Genomic DNA, 20,503 nt, shown 5'->3' on the forward strand with positions numbered 1-20,503 from the left:
TCGAAAATTCAGCGTGGGAGAGAAATCATCCCTAAGAGGTTCGCAAATTAAGGAATCTTGAATGATTTTTAGAGAAAATCCTATCAATTATTCTATTTTTGCCCCATGGCCAGAAAAAACAAAAGACACATATTTACTGAAGTTGAAGTAATTGATGCAGGAGCCAAAGGTAAGGCTGTCGCTAAAGCTTCAGACGGAAAGGTGATTTTCCTTTCAAATGCGGTTCCCGGTGATGTGGTAGACATCCAAACCTTTAAAAAACGTCGTGCCTATTACGAGGGTAAGGCCATCCATTTTCATAAATATTCGCCTAAACGTACCGAACCCGTTTGTGAGCATTTTGGTGTTTGTGGCGGTTGTAAATGGCAAAACATGGATTACCAATATCAATTGGAATTCAAACAAAATGAGGTAGAAAACAACCTCAAAAGAATCGGTCATCTCGAATTACCCGAAACTACCAAAATATTAGGTTCTAAGGACGTCTATTTTTATAGAAATAAAATGGAATTTTCATTCAGTGATAGTCGCTGGCTAACTGAAAAGGAAATCAATTCTGAAAAGGATTTTGACAATAAAAATGCTTTAGGTTTTCATATCCCAGGTATGTGGGACAAGATTTTGGATGTCAAAAAATGTTGGCTTCAAGAGGATCCCTCCAATGATATAAGAAACAGTATCAAATCCTTTGCAAACGAGCATGGATTGGAATTTTTCAATACTCGAAACCAAACCGGACTGCTTAGAACATTAATGATCAGGACTTCTTCCATAGGAGAAATTATGGTGCTTGTTCAATTCTTTGAGGACAAAAAAGAACAAAGAGAAGCATTGCTAAACCATATATCAGAAACCTTTCCACAGATTACATCATTGCTCTATGTGATAAACCAAAAAGCTAACGACACCCTGTACGATCAAAAGGTCATTTGCTACAAAGGTAGAGATCATATTTTTGAGGAAATGGAAGGTTTGCGTTTTAAAATCAATGCTAAATCCTTTTACCAAACCAATTCCAATCAGGCCTACGAGCTTTATAAAGTAACCCGAGACTTTGCACAACTAACGGGTGAAGAATTGGTTTATGATTTATATACAGGAACCGGAACCATAGCTCAGTTTGTAGCTAAACAAGCCAAAAAAGTTATTGGTGTTGAAGCGGTACCAGATGCTATTACAGCAGCCAAAGCCAATGCACAATTTAACGGCATAGAAAACGTTGACTTCTTTGTTGGCGATATGAAAGAAGTTTTCAACGCCCAGTTTATTAAAACCCATGGCAAGCCAGATGTCATCATAACCGATCCTCCTAGAGACGGGATGCACAAAGATGTGGTTGCCCAAATTTTAAAAATAGCACCCAAACGCGTCGTGTATGTAAGTTGCAACAGTGCTACACAGGCAAGAGATTTGGCTCTTATGGCTGAAGATTATAAAGTGATCAAGGTACAACCAGTAGATATGTTTCCTCAAACACATCACGTTGAAAATGTTGTACTTTTAGAACGAATAAAATAACTATGAAAAAACTCTTTTTACTTCTTCTTTTGATGGTGGTTTCGTCTAATTGTGAGCGAGATGACATCTGTGATGAAGGCAAAGTAACTACTCCAAGGCTTTATATAGGTTTTTACGATATCGATTTGATCAACTCCGATACGCCAAAAAATGTTGTTGGGTTACGTGTTCAAGGTATTGGCAATGATGATTATTTAGCAACCTATTCAGGAAGTAGTCCACTAAACGAAATTTACCTTCCTTTGAAAACCACAGAGGATCAAACGCAATATAGTTTGATCAGGGATTACTCCGTAAATGATAATGATACACCTGATGACCCTAGTGATGATTTCATTGAGGGAAATGAAGACATTATTACCATTTCCTACCAAAGAGAAACAGAATATGTTTCAAGGGCTTGTGGCTATAAAACCAATTTTGCCTTTTTGACTGTAACCCCTGTAAACGATGGGGATAACTGGATACAAGCCATCCAATATGCCGAGGACAATATGACAATAGAAAACGAACTAGACATTCATGTTAAGATATATCACTAATATTTTTTGTATAGCTTTAGCTTCATTTTCAATGTTTGCGCAAAATGACAGTCTAGTCGGACAACAAGTTCAAGGAAATGTTTTGATTGTCGAAGAGCCCAAATCTGATTCGCTAAAGATAAAAGAGACTTATGGGTTGCGATTGGGAGTTGATGTAGGCAAGTTTATAAGACCATTTGTTGAGGATGACTACACTGGTTTTGAGGTTATGGGAGATTACCGTCTTACCAGAAAATGGTACCTGGCAGGAGAAATAGGCGCTGAAAACAAGCGTACCCAAGACAATGATTATTTAGATGTCACGACTCAAGGGACCTATTTTAAAGCTGGAGCCGACTGGAATGCCTACGAAAATTGGTATGGCATGGAAAACATGATTTACCTTGGCTTTCGTGTTGGAGCTAGTTCATTTAGACAAACCCTACATTCTTATGGGGTGTATTCCACAGATCAATATTGGCAACCCCAATTTACCAATAATGAAGAACAAGAGTTCAAGGGGCTTTCTGCTATTTGGGGAGAAGTTATTGCGGGACTTAAAGTAGAAGTGTTCAATAACATCTATATGGGCGTCAATGTGCAATTCAAATATCTGGTTACCCAAGATGAGCCATCTGGTTTTGAAAACCTATACATTCCGGGATATCAGCGTACTTATGACAGTAGTAACTTCGGTTTTGGTTTTGGATACAATGTATCTTATCTCATTCCTTTCTTTAAAAAAGACAAAAAGAAAGTAACCGAAGAGGAATAGTTGTATGTTATCGGGAACATTTTGCGTCGATATACATGCTCAAACTTCCCGTTCTTGATTGCCAAATTACCATGATAATTTACAACTAAGAACCGTTTTAAAGTTATTTAACTTAAAGAATGGTTAATCTTGGTATTTTGCTTTTTTACTGCCCTCGTAGATTTCATATTTCACCAATTTCGACTCCAGTTTGGCATTAAAAACCTTAATCTTTCTTGATGGTCTTAATCCTACATGTTTTAAAGCATCTAAATTGGAGGTAATGAACCAAGCTTCTGTACCAGGATAACTCTGTTTAAGGGTGTCACCAATATTCTTGTAGAAATTTTCCATGTCGATATCCAAACGCTCTCCATACGGTGGATTAAAAACCATATGAAGTTTTCCATCCATAGGTTTTTCTGTTTTGAAAAAATCTTGGTGTTCAATGGTTATAAACTCATCCAAATGGGCATTCTTAATATTGTCGATAGCCTTTCTAACTGCTGAAGGCGATTTATCATACCCAATCATTTTATGGTGAAAATCTCTTGTTTTCTTCAATAAAGACTCTTCAATCATTTCAAACAAATCAACATCCCAATCCTGCCAGCGTTCAAAAGCAAATTCCTTACGCATTAAATTGGGGGGAATGTTACAGGCAATCATAGCCGCTTCTGCCAACATCGTTCCACTACCGCACATGGGGTCCATAAAATTGGATTGTCCATCCCAACCAGACATCATAATCAATCCAGCCGCTAGAACTTCATTGATAGGTGCTATGTTAGTAGCTGTTTTATATCCTCTTCTGTGCAGCGATTCACCCGAAGAATCTAAAGAAATGGTACAAAGGTTTCTGTCAATATGAACGTTAATTTTTAAATCAGGGAATCTTAAATCGATATTGGGTCTATCTCCAGATTGATTTCTAAATCTATCCACAATAGCATCTTTGGTTTTAAGCGCTATAAATTTGGAATGCGTAAAAACTTTAGAGTGTACTGTTGCATCTATTGCCAAAGTTCCAGTCGGCTTTAAATAGCGTTCCCAGGGCATTTTATATACCGCGTCATAAAGATCCTGTTCACTTCTTATGTGAAATGTCTTTAAGGGTTTTAATATTTTGATAGCGGTTCTAAGCGCCAAGTTCGCCTTATACATAAAGCCCTTGTCCCCTACAAAGCTTACATTCCTTACACCCTTCTCAATATCCATCGCTCCTAACTGCAGTAACTCTTTGGCTAGTAAATCTTCAAAACCAAATAAGGTTTTGGCCACCATTTTAAAATTATTATCCATATTGGGTTTTTAATTGCTAGCAAAAATACCATATTTTTGTGGCTTAGTTAATCTTTTTTAGTCGGGTTAAGGATTGAACACTTGTTGGAGCTCTTTTTTGGCGGAATTTCTGCCTAAAAAAGCGACTTGTGAAAGCCTGATTCAAAATTCTTTAGAATTTTGAAAACCCCATTATACTATGGCAGAACATACACAACAATGGTACGCTTCTTGGTTTGACACCCCATTCTACCACATTCTCTATAAAGATAGGGATCATCATGAGGCTCAGCTTTTTATGGATAATCTTACCGGATACCTTAATTTACCGGAGCAAGCAGATATATTGGATTTGGCCTGCGGACGTGGAAGGCATTCGGTGTATTTGAATAATCTAGGGTATCAAGTAACGGGTATTGACTTATCTGAAAAAAGTATTGCTTATGCCAAACAGTTTGAAACGGACTCTTTGAAGTTTGAAGTTCATGATATGTGTGAACCCTATCCTAAAAAATTTGATGCTGTTTTTAATTTATTTACAAGTTTTGGGTATTTTGATCAGGAAGAGGACAATCTTAAAACCATCAAAGCCATCAAGCAAGATTTAAACGACTATGGGTTTGGTGTGATTGATTTCATGAATGTTTCTTTTGTTGCAAATCATTTAATTACTGAAGACCAAAAAACGGTTAATGGTATTGATTTTTATCTAAAAAGATATGTCAAGGACGGACATATTTTCAAAGACATTGAATTTGAATTTGAAAATAAGAACTACCATTTCCAGGAACGCGTCAAGGCCCTTACACTAAAGGATTTTGAAGCCCTATTTGAAAAAGCTGGTTGTTATTTATTGGATGTTTTTGGTGATTATAAACTAAGAAAATTCTATGAAGCTAGTTCAGAACGACTAATCATGATATTTAAATGATAGAATATTTTTTACCCATTTTGGCCGTTTTTATGGGCGTAGGTATTGTATTGGCTACCAATCATAAAAAAACAACATTCTCAAAATTATTGTTGTCATTTAGTGGTGCCTTTTTATTGGCTGTCACTTTGTTCAACTTGTTACCCGAGGTTTATGAGCATTTAGATAAGGTCGTGGTTGGAACTTGTATTATGGGAGGAATTTTGATTCAGATCATTTTAGAATTTTTCTCAAAAGGTGCCGAACATGGACATATCCACCTACATGGTGATCATCACCAATTTCCATGGATGCTCTTTTTAAGTTTGTGTTTGCATAGCCTTTTGGAAGGCTTTCCCATTCACCATCATGAAACCATGGTCTATGGAGTATTTATCCATAAAATACCTATCGCCATGTTGATTACAACCTTTTTGTTGCATGCAGAATACAGTCGTTTCCAAATTATTATTTTTCTAAGTGTTTTTGCCGTCATGACACCTCTTGGAACCCTTGTATCATATAGTGGTTTGATTCCTCTTGGAGCTATCAATTATATTAATGCCCTAGTGATTGGTATCTTCCTGCATATCTCAACGACTATTTTGTTTGAAAGCAATCAAGGCCATTCTTTTAATCTTACTAAATTGTTATCCATTATCTTTGGATTTGCTATAGCTTATTTTGTATAATGTTCAGTAAAGAAGAATCCAGATATTTAAGAGAAACCTTTTGGACCAGTTTTGGAAAGTCCTTCCCTAGAAAATGGATTTTGTACAATACCAAAATCAAAGGATTGAGTTTTAAATTCTATTTTGATACCAAATCAGCTTTTGTTTCTCTGGATTTGGAAGATGATTTGGAAAACCGAATTGAATGCTGGGAGAAACTAGTCGCTCTAAAGAGTATCTTAACCGAAGATTATCTACCCGATGCCATATATGAAGAGGTCTTTTATCTTGAAAATGGAAAAGAAATATCTCGGATTTATGTTCCGCTGGATGCCAAAGTTTCGATTCACAATAAAAATACTTGGCAACAGGTGATGGAATTTTTCAATGAAAAAATGACTTTGTTTGAAGCTTTTTTTGAAGAATACAAAGACGTGATCAAACCTTAAATCGCGTATAATAATATCATCAGGTAATGGCTTAAAGCCCCACCCAAAACAAACAAATGCCAAATCACATGGTTATATGGTATTTTCTCTATGGCATAAAACACGATTCCAACGGTATAAAACAGACCTCCTGAAAATAAAAGCAACAATCCGTTATAGCTTAGAGCCTCCGATAAAAAACCATAGTCCAATACAACAAGCCAACCCATAACTAAATATAAAATAAGTGAAATCGCTTCATACTTTCCAGTGAAGAAGATTTTTAAAATGCTCCCGATAGCCACTATGACCCATTCTATGATAAAAAGAGTCCAGCCTTTACTAGTTTCCAAAGTAATCAAACAAATGGGCGTATAAGTACCTGCAATCAACAGGTAGATACTTATATGGTCTAAAATGCGATAATAATGCTTTTTGGATTCATGCTGAACGGCATGATACAAAGTTGATGAAGAAAATAAAACAATGAGGGTGATGCCATAAACAATCACACTAAACAAACTATATTCTGTTTTGTGGTTGTCAAAAACTATGAGCAATATCAAACCGACTATTCCCAGTAAAGCTCCTATTCCATGAGTATAGGCATTGAACTTTTCTTCTAATGGAGATTGGATACGCATGCTTATTTGGTCGCCTTTTTAACCCATTTATTTGTTAGTTCAAAATAATCAAAATCCAAAGCAGACTCTTGATATTCTAACACCCCATTTTGAAAACTACGTTGCAAAATATCCTCAATATAGTAGTCTTCTTTACTATCTACAGGATTAAACTCTTCCTTCAAAGAAATACTAAACAAATTGGCTGTGCTGTTATACCAAAAGGCTCTCCAACCACTTCGCAAACTCTTTACCAACTCAAACGTCGTTTCACCTGTTTGCCGATGAATTAGCTTTACTAAAATTTGACCTTCAGTACGGGTAAGGTTTTTTAATTCTTCGGTAAATTCCTCCTCGAGATATTTTTGAATAAGCTTGGTGTACTTTCTCTTGTCCTTTTTGGAAGTCATCATTTCCAAGCGTTCATTGAGTGTTTGTAACCTTTCAGAAGCCATTTTGGCATAAGGATATACCTTTATGGTTTTTCTTCTAAGTATCAAATAAGCCCTTCTGTCTTCCCTACTATCAAATTTCAATTTTTGAAGTAAAAGTACTTCCTCCAAATCTATGGCAGTTCTAGGAATGGAATCCCCCTGAATAATAATGTATTCTACCTCCTCAGAATCCTTATCATCAGATAGTTCTTGGGCGTGTAACCATATTGGTAAAAACAAACAAATTAGGGGCCATTTTTTCATAACTGAAGGTTTATCTAAAACCGTTCCAAACATAGGTAAAATTAAGAATTTACTCTTCCAATCTCCTTAAAAATCTTATAATATTATTATTTTAGTGCAAAACTTAAAACCGTATGGCAAAGAAGCAAGTTCTCAATAAAAAATCCTTGGATTTTCTTGAAAAATACTTAAATAATGCCGCTCCTACTGGCTATGAATGGGACGGACAAAAACTGTGGATGGAATACGTAAAACCCTATGTGGATACGTTTATTACTGATACTTACGGCACCGCTGTTGGTGTCATTAATCCGGATGCTAAATACAAAGTCGTGATTGAAGGTCATGCTGATGAAATTTCTTGGTATGTCAATTACATCACAGACAATGGTCTTATCTATGTCATAAGAAATGGCGGAAGTGATCACCAAATTGCTCCAAGTAAAATCGTAAATATTCACACCAAAAAAGGCATTGTAAAAGGCGTTTTTGGTTGGCCTGCTATTCATACTCGGGACAAATCAAAAGAACAAACTCCTAGCCTAGAAAACATCTTTATTGATGTAGGAGCCAAAGATAAAGCAGAGGTGGAAAAAATGGGTGTTCACGTAGGTTGCGTTATCACCTATCCTGATGAATTTCATATCTTAAATGGTGACAAATTTGTTTGTAGAGCCCTTGACAACCGTATGGGTGGTTTTATGATTGCTGAAGTTGCTAGATTGCTTCATGAAAATAAAAAGAAATTACCTTTTGGTTTATACATTACCAATTCAGTACAAGAGGAAATTGGTCTACGTGGTGCAGAAATGATTACCCAAACGATTAAACCCAATGTGGCGATAGTTACGGATGTAACCCATGACACCACCACCCCAATGATTGAAAAGAAAAAAGAAGGTCATTTGGAGTTGGGTCTTGGCCCAGTGGTAGCCTATGCTCCTGCTGTTCAGCAAAAATTACGTGATCTAATTACTGATACTGCTGAAGAAAATAAAATTCCTTTTCAACGTTCTGCCCTTTCAAGAGCAACCGGAACAGACACAGATGCCTTTGCATATAGTAACGGCGGAGTTGCTTCTGCCCTAATTTCATTGCCATTAAGGTATATGCATACTACGGTAGAAATGGTTCATAAAGAGGATGTAGAAAATGTTATCCGATTGATTTATGAAAGCCTTTTGAAAATAAAGGATGGCGAATCTTTTAGTTACTTTGATTAAATATTAATAAGTCCGCTTTACATTTTCAGATTGCTAAAGCGGCTTTTTTTTTATGACAGACGAATTCATAGATATTGTTACCCAAGATGGCAAGCCTACTGGTAAAAAAGCCCTTAAATCTGAAATCCATGCTAAAGGTTTTTACCATAACACGGCACATGTATGGTTATACAATGAAAATCATGAAATTTTACTACAACAAAGGTCTGTGCAAAAAGTTATTTGCCCAGGTATGTGGGACGTTTCTGTAGCAGGCCACGTAGACGCGGGTGAAACACTCACCGAAGGAGCTGTGCGGGAAACTAAAGAAGAACTTGGGTTGAATCTCCATGAAAGTGACCTAAAAAAAATTGGTGTTTTTGAATGCTTTCAAGCGTATGATAATGGTATAAAGGATAATGAATTTCATCATACTTTTATAGCCAAATTAAACGCAAAACTTCAAGATTTAACTCCGCAAATTGAAGAAGTAGAAGCTTTAAAATTGGTTACTTTTGAGGAATTTGAATCGCTTCTTAAAGAAAGCGGTACTAATGATCACTTTGTGCCCACTAATAGAGCTTATTACCAAAAAGTACTTCAAGCTATTAAACAGGAAACAGCCAACTCTTGAGTATTTTAAATTTGATACTAGCTGCATTAGCCCCAGTGGTGGCTATTATCGTCTATATTTATGCCAAAGACAAGCATGAAAAGGAGCCTAGGCGCTTAATGTTTTATACGTTTCTATTTGGTGCTTTTCTGAGTATTTTTATTACTACCGTTCTGTATGTGATTTTTGATTATATACTTCCCATAAACAAAGACACAGTACTTCAACAATTTATAAAGGCCTTTTTTATAGTAGGACTTACCGAGGAATTCAGCAAGTATATCATTGTAAGATATTATTCCCAACGTCGACTGGAATTTAATGAACCTTTTGACGGTATTGTCTATGCCGTTATGGTTTCCATGGGATTTGCCGCTACTGAAAATATCCTGTATGTTTTAGAAGGCGGATATGAAGTGGCTCTCCTGAGAGCTTTCACAGCAATTCCAGCTCATGCCACCTTCGCCGTAATCATGGGCTTCTTTATGGGACGAGCTAAATTTTCAAAAAATAGAATTAAATGGAATTTAATTGGCTTATTAGGAGCTATTATTTTTCATGGCGCCTATGATTTTTTCCTTTTCATCCACTTTATTCCAGGAATTTGGATTGGTGCATTTGCCTCTTTAATCCTTGGTCTATTCTTATCCTTAAAAGCGATTAAAATTCATCAAGAAGGTTCTTTTTTTAAAAACACCTAATCCATTTATTAATAGCCTAGGATTGCTTAAATTAGCATAGATAAATACTTCTTGATACCATGAAGAATACTATTGCTGAACGGATTGCTGACTTTATAAAGCGCTTTCCTCCTTTTGACCTATTAAGGAAACCCCAACTTCAAGAAATTTCGCAACAGGTAAAAATTATCTATTTAGAAAAAGGCGAAACCATATATAAAGAACATGATCCGCCACAGGATCGTTTTTACATCATCCATAAAGGAGCGGTTTCCCTCATGAAAAAAGAGGAAGTTATCGATAAGTTTGATGAAGGCGATGTTTTTGGTTTAAGACCCTTGTTTGCTCATGAGAACTATGCCATTACCGCTGTAACGGCCGAAGAATGCATTTTATATGGTATTCCCATTGACATTTTTCAACCGATGGCTTCCAAAAACAAGAACATAGGAAACTATTTGATTGAAAGCTTCGCTTCAAATACCGAAAATCCGTTTACCAAAGAACATCACGTTCAGTTCTTTTCTGATGCTGAAATCATTTTAAATCCAACGGATAACCACTTTGAATTACAACCTGTCAACTATATAAAAAAGATTATTCTTGCCGAACCAAGCTCCAAAATAAGAACCATTGCCAAAACAATGAGTGAAAAAAACATTGGTTCTATTATTATAGCTGATTTGGAAGATAAAATTCCAATAGGGATTGTGACCGATAAAGATCTACGGAATAAAGTGGCCACTGGGCTTCATTCCATCAACGAGCAAGTCACCAAAATCATGAGCAGTCCGGTGTTGTGTTATCCCAAAAACATTACCATCGCGCAAGCCCAAATAACCATGTTAAAACATAAAATTGGGCACTTGTGCATCACGCAAGATGGGACACCCAATAGCCGAATAATTGGTTTGGCTTCAGAACACGATCTCATTGTCATGAAAGGGACCAACCCTTCTGTGTTGATGAAAGCCATTAAAAGAAGTAATACCACTAAGGATCTCAAACGAATTAGAGAAAAAATCATGGTGCTTCTTAAGGGCTATATCATGCAAAATATCCCGCTTACCCATACCAGCAAGATTATTTTTGAACTCAATGATGCTACTGTAAAAAGAGTCGTCGAGCGCTGCTTGGTGAAGATGAAAGAAGATCCGCCAGTCAATTTTGCTTGGATGTCACTAGGAAGCCAAGGAAGAAAAGAGCAATTACTGCATACCGATCAAGATAATGCCATAGTTTTTGAAAATGTGCCCCCTGAAAAACTGGAAGAAACCAGAGCCTATTTTTTAAAACTGGCAAAAAAAATAAATAAGAGACTCAATACCATTGGTTTTGACTACTGTCCTGCCGATATGATGGCTAAAAATCCTCGATGGTGTCTAAGCTTGGATGAATGGAAAGACCAGTTTAAACAATGGACGACCAATACCGGTAACGACGAACTGCTTTTATGTAATATCTTTTTTGATTTTGACATTAGTTATGGTGATTCTAGACTAACAAACGAATTGGCAGATCATGTACTCCATATTGTAAAAGATAATACCATTTTCCTATCCAAATTAGCAGCAAATGCGCTTAGCAACGCCTCCCCTTTAGGCTTCTTTAGGCAATTTTTGGTGGAATCTAATGGTGAGCACAAAGATCAATTTGATTTGAAAAAACGAGCCCTGATGCCCATAGTAGACGCAGGAAGATTACTGACCTTGAAATTTCAAGTTAAAAATATCAATAATACCGCTGAGCGCTTTGAAAAGTTAGCCGAAATCTTCCCAGAGAATGAGGAACTCTATTTGGGGTGCTCCTATGCCTTTAAAGCCATTTCAAAATTCAGAACCAAACACGGGTTACAAAATAATGACAATGGTCGATTTATTGAATTGGAACATCTGACTAAAGAGGAAAAAATGAAATTAAAACGCTGTTTTAAAACCATAGCTCAGGTTCAAGAATTTATAAAAGTAAGGTTCAATGTAAGCACGCTTCTCTAATGTTTAATTGGTTTAAAAAAAATACAAAAAGATTAAGTCTACCAGAATTCTGGAACCATTATGAAGATTCCTTTAAGGACGATGAGAATCTGACCTTAAAATCGGCTCGTTTTGTAGTGTTAGATACAGAAACAACCGGATTTGATTACCATATTGATCGGGTTTTGTGCATTGGTGCCGTAGATATCATGAACTATGAAATCCAAGTTGCCAACTCATTTGAAGTTTATATTCAGCAGGAGCGCTTTAACGAGAAAACGGTGCCTATACACGGAATCATAAAAAATGAAAGAATCTCAACGCTTACAGAAATTGAAGCCATCGAACGATTTTTAGACTATTTGGGTAATGCCATTATTGTAGCACATCATACCAAATTTGATGTCACAATGATTAATAACATGCTACAAAGACATGGATTTCCTAAATTAAAGAACAAAGTTCTAGATACCGTCAATCTTTACAGAGAAACCAAAATAAGAACAAATTTCAACCAAAACGAAACCCTTTCCTTAGATCACATTGCCGATAAGTATTTATTGGACGTTTCAGATCGACATACGGCAGCAGGTGACGCGCTTCTCACAGCTCTTATTTTTCTTAAAACGACAACCATACTACAAAATAAAAAGGACTGGACCTTGAAAGACATTTTAAAGCTATAGCAAATTACCAATAATATGGTTTCTTAGTTACGAAAACGTTATAGATTGGTTATCTTTATCGCATTAAAAAATCAATCTATGAGTCATTTCAAAGTGTCAGTTAATGAAAATGAACCCATCACCGTTACTTCTGAGGAACTAATGGGTTTAGACATTCATCCAATTACTGAAAACGAGCAACACGTTCTGTATCAAAACAAAGGATATCATGCTCAAATAAAAACTACAGATTTCAACCACAAAGAATTTGAAGTAAAAATTAACAACAACCTATACAATGTTAAGATTTTCAACGAATTAGATGTTTTAATTAAGGATATGGGCTTTGAAGTTGGAGCTTCAAAATTTGTAAATGATATTAAAGCTCCCATGCCAGGTTTAATTTTAGATATTCAGGTTACCGAGGGAAATGAAGTTCAAGAAGGCTCCCCATTACTTATTCTAGAAGCCATGAAAATGGAAAATGTATTAACCTCTCCCCGAGCAGGTATTATTAAATCCATAAAGATTAATAAAGGTGATGCTGTTGATAAAAACCAGCTCCTTATTGAATTTGAATAATCCAAAACGATCTCAAAACTAAAAGTTTCTTTCATGAAAAAAATACTAGTTGCCAATCGTGGTGAAATAGCCCTAAGGGTTATGAAAACCATTAAAAAAATGGGCATTAAAACGGTGGCCATTTACTCCACTGTTGACAGGCAATCTCCTCATGTAACCTTTGCTGATGAAGCCATTTGCGTGGGTGAAGCCCCTTCCAATCAATCTTATTTGCTTGGAGACAAAATTGTAAATATTGCAAAAGAATTAGAAGTGGATGCCATACACCCTGGTTATGGTTTTCTTAGTGAAAATGCTGATTTCGCTGAATTATGTGAAGCTAATGACATTGTTTTCATTGGTCCCAAATCCAAAGCGATTAAAGTGATGGGTAGCAAACTTGCTGCCAAGGATGCGGTTAAAGCCTATGACATTCCTATGGTGCCTGGAATTGATGAAGCCATTACCGATGTTGATAAGGCCAAAAGCATTGCCAATGATATTGGGTTCCCTATACTTATCAAAGCCTCGGCAGGTGGTGGTGGAAAAGGGATGCGAGTGGTGGAAAAGGCCAGTGATCTGGAATCCCAAATGAACCGTGCCATTAGTGAAGCTACTTCTGCTTTTGGAGATGGCTCTGTTTTTATTGAAAAATATGTTGCTTCTCCAAGGCACATAGAAATACAAGTAATGGCCGATACCCATGGCAATATCATTCACCTTTTTGAAAGAGAATGTAGCATTCAAAGAAGGCATCAAAAGGTGATTGAAGAAGCACCTTCTTCGGTATTGACTCCAGAATTAAGACAGGAAATGGGACAGGCGGCAGTAAAAGTGGCAAAAGCTTGTGACTATGTAGGTGCAGGTACGGTAGAGTTTCTTTTGGATGAAAACATGAATTTTTATTTCTTGGAAATGAATACCAGACTTCAAGTAGAACATCCTGTAACTGAGCTGATAACAGACACCGATTTGGTAGAAATGCAAATTCGTGTAGCTCGTGGTGAAGAGTTACCCATAAAACAAGAGGACCTACAAATTAATGGTCACGCATTGGAATTAAGGGTGTATGCCGAAGATCCCCTAAATGACTTTCTTCCTAGTGTAGGGACCTTGGAAAAGTACCGTTTACCCAAAGGAGAGCATATCAGGGTAGACAACGGCTTTGAAGAAGGTATGGATATTCCTATTTATTACGATCCCATGCTGTCCAAATTGATTACCTATGGCAAAAATCGTGAAGAAGCTATTCAATTAATGAAAGAGGCTATTTCTGATTATCAAGTGAAAGGCGTTGAAACAACCTTACCGTTCGGAACCTTTGTTTGTAACCATGAAGCCTTTATTTCAGGAAATTTTGACACCCATTTCGTCAAAAAATACTATTCGCCAGAGGCCATTCAAAACGAATGGAATCAAGAAGCTAAAATTGCAGCCCTTTTGGCCATAAAACAATTTGAAAAGGAAAAAACCATTTTAAAACTACCTAAATAGGAAGTTCTAACAAGAAGAAAAAGATCCTATGGAAGATAAAATCAAAGATTTACAAGATAAATTAAGTTTAGCCTATGCTGGTGGCGGACAAAAACGAATTGACAAACAGCATGAAAACAAAAAACTAACCGCTCGTGAGCGTGTTGAGTATCTGTTGGATGAAGGCTCCTTTGAAGAAATTGGCGCCTTGGTAACGCACAGAACCAAAGATTTTGGCATGGACAAACAACAGTTTTATGGAGATGGTGTTGTTACCGGTTATGGTACCATTGATGGCCGATTGGTTTATGTGTTTGCCCAAGATTTTACAGTATTTGGTGGTTCCTTATCAGAAACCCACGCAGAAAAGATTTGTAAAATAATGGACTTGGCTTTAAAAGTTGGTGCTCCCGTCATCGGACTCAATGATTCCGGTGGTGCGCGTATTCAGGAAGGAGTTCGTTCTTTAGGTGGTTATGCCGATATTTTTTATAGAAATGTTCAGTCCTCTGGGGTTATTCCTCAAATATCTGCCATTATGGGCCCATGTGCGGGAGGTGCCGTTTATTCTCCAGCAATGACCGATTTTACCTTAATGGTAGAAAATACAAGCTATATGTTTGTGACGGGGCCCAATGTGGTTAAAACCGTGACCAATGAAACGGTAACCTCTGAAGAATTGGGAGGTGCTTCTACACATGCCACTAAATCAGGTGTTGCCCATAAAACCTCGTCTAATGATGTGGAGTGCTTGGAAGATGTACGGAAATTATTGAGTTATTTACCTCAAAATAATCAAGAAACGCCACCAAAACTGGAGTACGTTCTTACCGATGAAATACGAGAGCAATTATCTGATATTGTTCCTAACAACGCCAACAAACCCTATGACATGCACGATGTTATTTCGGGGATCATAGATTCGAATTCGTTTTATGAAATCCATAAAGATCATGCAGAAAACATTATTGTAGGATTTGCAAGATTAGGTGGTAAAAGCATCGGAATCGTTGCCAACCAGCCTATGTTTTTAGCTGGTGTTTTGGATGTCAACAGTTCGAAAAAAGCCGCAAGGTTTGTGCGATTCTGCGATAGTTTTAATATTCCATTACTAGTTCTGGAAGACGTACCTGGATTTTTACCCGGTACCGATCAAGAGTGGAACGGTATCATTGTTCATGGAGCTAAATTACTCTATGCCTTTAGTGAAGCGACGGTTCCAAGAGTAACCGTAATTACTAGAAAAGCTTACGGAGGTGCCTATGACGTGATGAACTCCAAACATATTGGTGCTGATATGAATTTTGCCTGGCCAAGTGCCGAAATTGCCGTAATGGGTGCCAAAGGTGCTGCTGAAATTATTTTTAAGAAGGAAATCAAGGAAGCTGAAGACCATGATGCCAAATTGAAAGAAAAGGAAGCAGAATATGCTGAGAAATTTGCAAACCCTTATAGCGCCACCGAACGTGGATTTATTGATGAAGTTATCTTACCAAAAGATACCCGTCGCAAATTAATTAAAGCATTTGCTATGCTGGAGGACAAGAAAATTGAAAGGCCAACTAGAAAACATGGTAACATTCCATTGTAAAAATCTGTATCTTTAGGGACAACAACAATTAAAGAAAACTAACATGAGAAACCCTTTATTTTTAATGATTGCCCTATTTATTTCTTTTTCAAGTTTTTCTCAATCGCCTGAGGAAATGAAAGCTTGGGAAAGTTATATGACTCCAGGAGAAGAGCATAAATGGTTGGCAAGTATGAATGGTCAATGGACTGCTACTGTGAAACAATGGATGGATCCTTCAAAACCCCCAGTAGAGTCTAAAGCAACTACAGAAAACCGAATGCTTATGAATGGTTTGTATCAAGAATCATCCCATCGAGGAAACATGATGAATATGGCTTTTGAGGGTCGAAGCATCACAGGTTTTGACAATTCTAAGAAAATGTTTGTTTCTACTTGGATTGACAACTTCGGAAGTGGCATTATGGTGATGGAAGGTATTTTTGTGGAGCCATATCGTGTACTTGTTTTGGAAGGAACCATGGTGGATCCTACTACAGGGAAAGATTTAAAGGTGAAAGAAGTCATGACGTTTGTTTCTAAAAACTCCTATAAGTTTGAGATGTATATGGATATGGGAGGCGCTCAGATAAAAACCATGGAAATAAATTATACAAGGGAGAAATAAAATCCCATTCTAAAATTTAGAAGCTCCTATTTTCTGAAGAATTTAGGAGCTTTTTTATTTAAGCTTCCCTTTAAATGCCAAATAGACGCCATTACTCCATCCAAAACCGTCTTGCAACGGATACTCTCCCCCTCCTGCTTCAATATCTAGATTTTCAACATGGTACTTTTCAACAAACTTCCCCGAAGTTTTAAAGACCTTTTCGTTTAAATTTACCCACCGACTCATAATCTCGTTGGCCAACTCTTGATGCCCATAATTTTCTAAACCAATAACCGTAATCCATTGTAATGGCGCCCAACCATTTGGTGCATCCCACTGCTGGCCTGTATGTTTTAATGTGGTAACCAAACCTCCCTCCTTTAAAAAATGAGCCTCTATAAAACGTGCTACCCTATCTGCTTGATTTTGATTTGCCATTTTAGAAAACAAAGGATACACCATGGCTAGCGATAAGCGTCCTGTCTTTTCCTGAGTTTTCCAATAAACATCTTCAAACACTCCTAGAGAGTCATTCCATGAAACCTCGTTCAAGTACCTTAGTCTATTGGCTTGGTTCGTTTTTAATTGATTGATGAATTGAGCATCTTCACTTTCATATGCTGTGCATAAAATGGTTTCCATCTTAAACATCAAAGCATTCAAATCAACTGGTAAAATTTCTAATATTTCTATAGTTTGCAGCTCTTGATTGTCTTGAAACCATCTAGAACTATAGTCCCATCCTGATTCTGCTCCCGCTCGCAACTGTCTGTAAAGGTCTCGATTGGGGAAGTCCTTTTGTAATGAATAATCTTCCCTGAATGATTCTTGTCTGGGTTTGTTATAAATATCATAATAACGATTCATCAACCCATATTCTGTCTTGACGACATGCTGATATACTTTTTGTGTAGAATCATGTGCCATCCAAAATTCATATTCCTTTTTAAGGGCTCCTCTATATTTCTTATAAACTGATGCCCCGTTTTTTTGAGCCAGTAATTCTACCATGCAAGCAAAAAAAGGTGGTTGTGACCTAGATAGATAGTATGTTCGGTTGCCATTAGGTATAAACCCAAACCGGTTAATTAAATAGCTAAAATTATCCAATATATCTTCAATTAAATCCCAATGGCCACTTTCTACTAATCCCAGCATGGTAAAATAGGAATCCCAATAATACACTTCCCTAAATCTTCCTCCCGGAACAATGTAAGCATTGGGTAAAGGAATCAGACTGTTTCTTAAACCAACTGAATCTTTCACTTTTGTCAAAACAGGCCATAATCTTTCAATATGCTCTGAGGCTGAATTTGTAGTGTCTGTTTTAAAATGAAGGTCTTTAACTTTTGGAACCTCAAAATATCTAGCTACAAAGGATTCTAAATCTAAATTGCCACTGGTCCTTCCCTCTTGGTACGCCTTAAGAATAGCATCATAAGAATCAAGTGCTGTGGCGTCAACAAAGGTTTTACTGTCGGGAAATATTTCGGCTAATTGTATTTCTACAAACAAATCCCCCAATTGTTGTTCTGGAAAAACCAATTCGGTGGAAGGACTAGTTGCCTTTTTGGAGCTTTTTGGTTCCTCTTTGCAGCTTAGGAAAAGAAAAATGGGAATCCAGATAAGGTATTTCATGATCTTAATTTCTTTGAAATTACGGTTTTTTGTTAAACAACTGTGAAATTTACTGATCGTACTTTAACTACAACGTTTTCTCTGAATTGGTTGCTTTACTTTTGTGGCATGCAAAAGCTTACCCAGAAACTCTCAGAAAAGAATATTAACATCGAATTTATTGGCTTAATGGCTTCCTTAATGGCCATTGTAGCCTTAAGTATCGATGCCTTATTACCGGCGTTGCCAGATATTGCTTCAGATTTAAACGTCCACGACCCTACCCAAAACCAAAAGCTTATTACCATGATTTTTTTGGGTCTGGGCTTTGGTCAACTTATTTTTGGGCCACTATCTGATAGCTTTGGAAGGAAACCCATCATTTACACCGGGTTCACCATTTTTGTTTTCGCGAGTATTTTATGCGTCACCACCAATAGTTTTGAGTGGATGGTCGTGGGAAGAATATTTCAAGGGGTGGGATTGTCTGCTCCACGTACGATCAGTATCGCTATGATTAGAGACACTTACCGGGGTGATTTTATGGCTCAAGTGATGTCTTTTGTGACCATGATATTTATTCTTGTTCCGGTAGTAGCGCCAACCATAGGGCAATTAATGATAACCTTTTTTGATTGGCATTCCATATTCAACCTCAATTTAATTTATGGTTGTTTGGTCATTTTCTGGTTTTGGAAAAAGCAACCAGAAACCTTAGCTAGGGAAAAACGCATTAAACTGTCACCCAAACTATTTTGGAACGGGACACGCGAATTTTTTAGATACAAAGATGCCGTAGCCTACACCTTTGTTTCTGGATTGATTACGGGATCCTTTATGGTGTATCTAAGTACCTCCCAACAAATTTTTGAAGAACAATATCACACGGCTGAATTGTTCCCTTATATATTTGCCAGTTTGGCTATTTCCATTGGGTTTTCAACCTTTTTCAATAGTGCCTTGGTGCTGAAGTTTGGGATGAAACGGCTAGCTACCGTTTCTACCATAGGGTTTAGCGTCATATCGCTCTTGTTTGTTCTAATCTTTCACTCTGGAGTGAATCCTCCCCTAGCTGTGCTGGTTCCGTTTTTTGGACTGCAGTTCTTTGCTATCGGTTTTATATTTGGAAACCTACGTTCTATGGCGATGGAACCTATCGGACATATTGCAGGTATTGGAGCGGCTATCAATGGTTTTATTTCAACTATTATGGCGGTGCCCATTGCTAACTACATTGGGAGTTTTGTGAATGATAGTGTGCTGCCGCTTTTTATTGGGTTTTCCATTTCAGGAGTACTTTCCCTGGTGTTAATGTACATGGTAAGGCATATAAAGCATCCTGAACCTGAAGCATAAAAAAGTCGGTTGACTTTATAAGGAATCAACCGACTTGAAACTAACTAATAATTAAACTTAGGGATTTAAAAGATTAGAATTGTAAATCTGCAACGATGTCAAACTCATCATAGATTACTTTGTCTTTTAAGTTTCCGAAGAAACTAGAAGAACCATATCTTACATCATACTTACTTCTATCTACTTTGACGCTAGCACTTGCTTTGCTTCCGTAAACAGATAAGTCAAAAGTAATGGGATGTGTGGTTCCTTTTATTGTTAAGTCACCAGTTACTTCGTAAGAGTTTTTACCTGTTGAAGTCACTTCAGTGAAAGTTAAAGAAGAGGTTGGGTACTTTTCTACACCAAAGAAATCATCACTCTTTAAGTGACCATCTAATTGGTCTTTGTATTCTCCAGATAAATCAGTTGATCCGATAGAAGTCATATCCATTACGAAACTACCTCCAACTAATTCTTCTCCATTGAATTCTAAGTTACCAGATTTTACCGCAATGGTACCTTCATGAGCTCCGGCTACTTTATAACCTTTCCATACTACTTTACTTTCTTCTGCTTTAATCATCTTTTTTTCTTTTTTAATAGGATTTGTAATTACTGCTAAAACTAAAACTGCTGTTGCTATTAATTTCATGGTTATCTTTTTTGTTTGTTATTGATGGTACAAAGATCCCGCAGATGCCCCTATTTAAAAATGAAGTAGATTATGAAATGAAGTTAAACTAGTTTAACCTGTGATGTGTTTTTGATCAAACTTGTTTGGAATATATTGGCCTAAGCACTTATTTTTGAAGCTATTA

At 36.9% G+C, this 20,503-nt stretch carries 21 protein-coding genes; 16 read left to right on the top strand and 5 right to left on the bottom strand.

Features of this window, described 5'->3' with window-relative positions:
• Nucleotides 1-105: 105 nt before the first annotated feature.
• Genes rlmD through GZ212_RS14735 form a run of 3 tightly spaced genes read left to right on the top strand, consistent with a single transcriptional unit; the run spans nucleotide 106 to nucleotide 2,814 of the window.
• Nucleotides 106-1,518: a 23S rRNA (uracil(1939)-C(5))-methyltransferase RlmD gene (gene rlmD, locus GZ212_RS14725; RefSeq protein WP_166961895.1), complete on the top strand. Its 1,413-nt coding sequence runs from the start codon at nucleotides 106-108 to the stop codon at nucleotides 1,516-1,518.
• 2 nt (nucleotides 1,519-1,520) lie between these two features.
• Nucleotides 1,521-2,060 carry a DUF6452 family protein gene (locus GZ212_RS14730; RefSeq protein ID WP_166961897.1) on the top strand — a complete coding sequence of 180 codons (540 nt, stop codon included), beginning with the start codon at nucleotides 1,521-1,523 and terminating at the stop codon, nucleotides 2,058-2,060.
• Nucleotides 2,061-2,091: 31 nt separating this feature from the next.
• Nucleotides 2,092-2,814: a DUF6048 family protein gene (locus GZ212_RS14735; RefSeq protein WP_240923826.1), complete on the top strand. Its 723-nt coding sequence runs from the start codon at nucleotides 2,092-2,094 to the stop codon at nucleotides 2,812-2,814.
• Nucleotides 2,815-2,937: 123 nt separating this feature from the next.
• Here GZ212_RS14735 and GZ212_RS14740 read toward each other — a convergent pair whose 3' ends face one another.
• The gene (locus tag GZ212_RS14740) at nucleotides 2,938-4,095 is read right to left on the bottom strand and encodes a class I SAM-dependent RNA methyltransferase (protein WP_053970063.1); all 1,158 of its coding nucleotides are present in this window, start codon (nucleotides 4,093-4,095) and stop codon (nucleotides 2,938-2,940) included.
• Nucleotides 4,096-4,273: 178 nt separating this feature from the next.
• Between GZ212_RS14740 and GZ212_RS14745 the strand changes: the two genes are divergently transcribed.
• From GZ212_RS14745 to GZ212_RS14755, 3 genes are read left to right on the top strand one after another with little or no spacing between them, the layout of a single operon-like run.
• Entirely contained in the window at nucleotides 4,274-5,005 is a 732-nt protein-coding gene (locus GZ212_RS14745) for a bifunctional 2-polyprenyl-6-hydroxyphenol methylase/3-demethylubiquinol 3-O-methyltransferase UbiG (protein ID WP_166961902.1), read from the top strand.
• The gene (locus tag GZ212_RS14750) at nucleotides 5,002-5,676 is read left to right on the top strand and encodes a ZIP family metal transporter (protein ID WP_166961905.1); all 675 of its coding nucleotides are present in this window, start codon (nucleotides 5,002-5,004) and stop codon (nucleotides 5,674-5,676) included. Before GZ212_RS14745 ends, GZ212_RS14750 begins: the two co-directional genes overlap by 4 nt.
• Nucleotides 5,676-6,104, top strand: coding sequence for a DUF4268 domain-containing protein (locus GZ212_RS14755; RefSeq protein ID WP_166961907.1), 429 nt, complete (start codon nucleotides 5,676-5,678; stop codon nucleotides 6,102-6,104). The genes GZ212_RS14750 and GZ212_RS14755 overlap by 1 nt, the downstream gene beginning before the upstream one ends.
• On the opposite strand, the gene GZ212_RS14760 is transcribed toward GZ212_RS14755, so the two are convergent.
• The gene (locus tag GZ212_RS14760; RefSeq protein WP_166961910.1) at nucleotides 6,101-6,727 is read right to left on the bottom strand and encodes a hemolysin III family protein; all 627 of its coding nucleotides are present in this window, start codon (nucleotides 6,725-6,727) and stop codon (nucleotides 6,101-6,103) included. The genes GZ212_RS14755 and GZ212_RS14760 overlap by 4 nt on opposite strands.
• A gap of 2 nt (nucleotides 6,728-6,729) precedes the next feature.
• Nucleotides 6,730-7,404, bottom strand: a complete 675-nt coding sequence (locus GZ212_RS14765) for a DUF4294 domain-containing protein (RefSeq protein WP_053970131.1) — start codon at nucleotides 7,402-7,404, stop codon at nucleotides 6,730-6,732.
• 113 nt (nucleotides 7,405-7,517) lie between these two features.
• Here GZ212_RS14765 and GZ212_RS14770 point away from each other — a divergent pair, with 113 nt between their 5' ends.
• The 9 genes from GZ212_RS14770 (at nucleotide 7,518) to GZ212_RS14810 (ending at nucleotide 16,748) form a co-directional block, all read left to right on the top strand.
• The gene (locus tag GZ212_RS14770) at nucleotides 7,518-8,606 is read left to right on the top strand and encodes a M42 family metallopeptidase (RefSeq protein WP_053970068.1); all 1,089 of its coding nucleotides are present in this window, start codon (nucleotides 7,518-7,520) and stop codon (nucleotides 8,604-8,606) included.
• A gap of 52 nt (nucleotides 8,607-8,658) precedes the next feature.
• Nucleotides 8,659-9,219 (top strand): NUDIX domain-containing protein, encoded by a 561-nt coding sequence (locus GZ212_RS14775; RefSeq protein WP_166961912.1) that lies wholly within the window; start codon nucleotides 8,659-8,661, stop codon nucleotides 9,217-9,219.
• A complete protein-coding gene (locus GZ212_RS14780) occupies nucleotides 9,216-9,899 on the top strand; it encodes a PrsW family intramembrane metalloprotease (RefSeq protein ID WP_206080464.1) in 684 nt (227 codons plus the stop codon). Before GZ212_RS14775 ends, GZ212_RS14780 begins: the two co-directional genes overlap by 4 nt.
• A 59-nt stretch (nucleotides 9,900-9,958) precedes the next feature.
• Nucleotides 9,959-11,872, top strand: a complete 1,914-nt coding sequence (locus GZ212_RS14785; protein WP_166961915.1) for a DUF294 nucleotidyltransferase-like domain-containing protein — start codon at nucleotides 9,959-9,961, stop codon at nucleotides 11,870-11,872.
• A complete protein-coding gene (locus GZ212_RS14790; RefSeq protein ID WP_166961918.1) occupies nucleotides 11,872-12,537 on the top strand; it encodes a PolC-type DNA polymerase III in 666 nt (221 codons plus the stop codon). Before GZ212_RS14785 ends, GZ212_RS14790 begins: the two co-directional genes overlap by 1 nt.
• 78 nt (nucleotides 12,538-12,615) lie before the next feature.
• Nucleotides 12,616-13,098 (top strand): acetyl-CoA carboxylase biotin carboxyl carrier protein subunit, encoded by a 483-nt coding sequence (locus GZ212_RS14795; RefSeq protein ID WP_166961921.1) that lies wholly within the window; start codon nucleotides 12,616-12,618, stop codon nucleotides 13,096-13,098.
• Between the two features lie 33 nt (nucleotides 13,099-13,131).
• Entirely contained in the window at nucleotides 13,132-14,571 is a 1,440-nt protein-coding gene (gene accC, locus GZ212_RS14800; RefSeq protein WP_166961924.1) for an acetyl-CoA carboxylase biotin carboxylase subunit, read from the top strand.
• Between the two features lie 28 nt (nucleotides 14,572-14,599).
• Nucleotides 14,600-16,141: an acyl-CoA carboxylase subunit beta gene (locus GZ212_RS14805; RefSeq protein ID WP_166961927.1), complete on the top strand. Its 1,542-nt coding sequence runs from the start codon at nucleotides 14,600-14,602 to the stop codon at nucleotides 16,139-16,141.
• A 43-nt stretch (nucleotides 16,142-16,184) separates the two neighbouring features.
• Nucleotides 16,185-16,748 (top strand): DUF1579 domain-containing protein, encoded by a 564-nt coding sequence (locus tag GZ212_RS14810; protein ID WP_166961930.1) that lies wholly within the window; start codon nucleotides 16,185-16,187, stop codon nucleotides 16,746-16,748.
• 54 nt (nucleotides 16,749-16,802) lie between these two features.
• Here GZ212_RS14810 and treF read toward each other — a convergent pair whose 3' ends face one another.
• Nucleotides 16,803-18,368, bottom strand: coding sequence for an alpha,alpha-trehalase TreF (gene treF / locus GZ212_RS14815; protein WP_166961933.1), 1,566 nt, complete (start codon nucleotides 18,366-18,368; stop codon nucleotides 16,803-16,805).
• 108 nt (nucleotides 18,369-18,476) lie between these two features.
• Here treF and GZ212_RS14820 point away from each other — a divergent pair, with 108 nt between their 5' ends.
• Complete coding sequence (locus GZ212_RS14820; RefSeq protein WP_166961936.1) at nucleotides 18,477-19,703, top strand: multidrug effflux MFS transporter; 1,227 nt, start codon at nucleotides 18,477-18,479, stop codon at nucleotides 19,701-19,703.
• 73 nt (nucleotides 19,704-19,776) lie between these two features.
• Here GZ212_RS14820 and GZ212_RS14825 read toward each other — a convergent pair whose 3' ends face one another.
• Nucleotides 19,777-20,337: a YceI family protein gene (locus GZ212_RS14825; protein WP_053970078.1), complete on the bottom strand. Its 561-nt coding sequence runs from the start codon at nucleotides 20,335-20,337 to the stop codon at nucleotides 19,777-19,779.
• Nucleotides 20,338-20,503: the final 166 nt, after the last annotated feature.

This window comes from Mangrovimonas sp. CR14 (genome assembly GCF_011764015.1).
Classification (GTDB): domain Bacteria; phylum Bacteroidota; class Bacteroidia; order Flavobacteriales; family Flavobacteriaceae; genus Mangrovimonas; species Mangrovimonas futianensis.

Coding starts and splice junctions, on each gene's coding strand:
- GZ212_RS14820 (WP_166961936.1), top strand. CDS start 18,477: ATGCAAAAGCTTACCCAGAAACTCTCAGAAAAGAATATTAACATCGAA.
- GZ212_RS14765 (WP_053970131.1), bottom strand. CDS start 7,404: ATGAAAAAATGGCCCCTAATTTGTTTGTTTTTACCAATATGGTTACAC.
- GZ212_RS14755 (WP_166961907.1), top strand. CDS start 5,676: ATGTTCAGTAAAGAAGAATCCAGATATTTAAGAGAAACCTTTTGGACC.
- GZ212_RS14805 (WP_166961927.1), top strand. CDS start 14,600: ATGGAAGATAAAATCAAAGATTTACAAGATAAATTAAGTTTAGCCTAT.
- treF (WP_166961933.1), bottom strand. CDS start 18,368: ATGAAATACCTTATCTGGATTCCCATTTTTCTTTTCCTAAGCTGCAAA.
- GZ212_RS14810 (WP_166961930.1), top strand. CDS start 16,185: ATGAGAAACCCTTTATTTTTAATGATTGCCCTATTTATTTCTTTTTCA.
- accC (WP_166961924.1), top strand. CDS start 13,132: ATGAAAAAAATACTAGTTGCCAATCGTGGTGAAATAGCCCTAAGGGTT.
- GZ212_RS14745 (WP_166961902.1), top strand. CDS start 4,274: ATGGCAGAACATACACAACAATGGTACGCTTCTTGGTTTGACACCCCA.
- GZ212_RS14770 (WP_053970068.1), top strand. CDS start 7,518: ATGGCAAAGAAGCAAGTTCTCAATAAAAAATCCTTGGATTTTCTTGAA.
- GZ212_RS14775 (WP_166961912.1), top strand. CDS start 8,659: ATGACAGACGAATTCATAGATATTGTTACCCAAGATGGCAAGCCTACT.
- GZ212_RS14735 (WP_240923826.1), top strand. CDS start 2,092: ATGTTTGCGCAAAATGACAGTCTAGTCGGACAACAAGTTCAAGGAAAT.
- GZ212_RS14785 (WP_166961915.1), top strand. CDS start 9,959: ATGAAGAATACTATTGCTGAACGGATTGCTGACTTTATAAAGCGCTTT.
- GZ212_RS14790 (WP_166961918.1), top strand. CDS start 11,872: ATGTTTAATTGGTTTAAAAAAAATACAAAAAGATTAAGTCTACCAGAA.
- GZ212_RS14795 (WP_166961921.1), top strand. CDS start 12,616: ATGAGTCATTTCAAAGTGTCAGTTAATGAAAATGAACCCATCACCGTT.
- GZ212_RS14760 (WP_166961910.1), bottom strand. CDS start 6,727: ATGCGTATCCAATCTCCATTAGAAGAAAAGTTCAATGCCTATACTCAT.
- rlmD (WP_166961895.1), top strand. CDS start 106: ATGGCCAGAAAAAACAAAAGACACATATTTACTGAAGTTGAAGTAATT.
- GZ212_RS14730 (WP_166961897.1), top strand. CDS start 1,521: ATGAAAAAACTCTTTTTACTTCTTCTTTTGATGGTGGTTTCGTCTAAT.
- GZ212_RS14750 (WP_166961905.1), top strand. CDS start 5,002: ATGATAGAATATTTTTTACCCATTTTGGCCGTTTTTATGGGCGTAGGT.
- GZ212_RS14740 (WP_053970063.1), bottom strand. CDS start 4,095: ATGGATAATAATTTTAAAATGGTGGCCAAAACCTTATTTGGTTTTGAA.
- GZ212_RS14825 (WP_053970078.1), bottom strand. CDS start 20,337: ATGAAATTAATAGCAACAGCAGTTTTAGTTTTAGCAGTAATTACAAAT.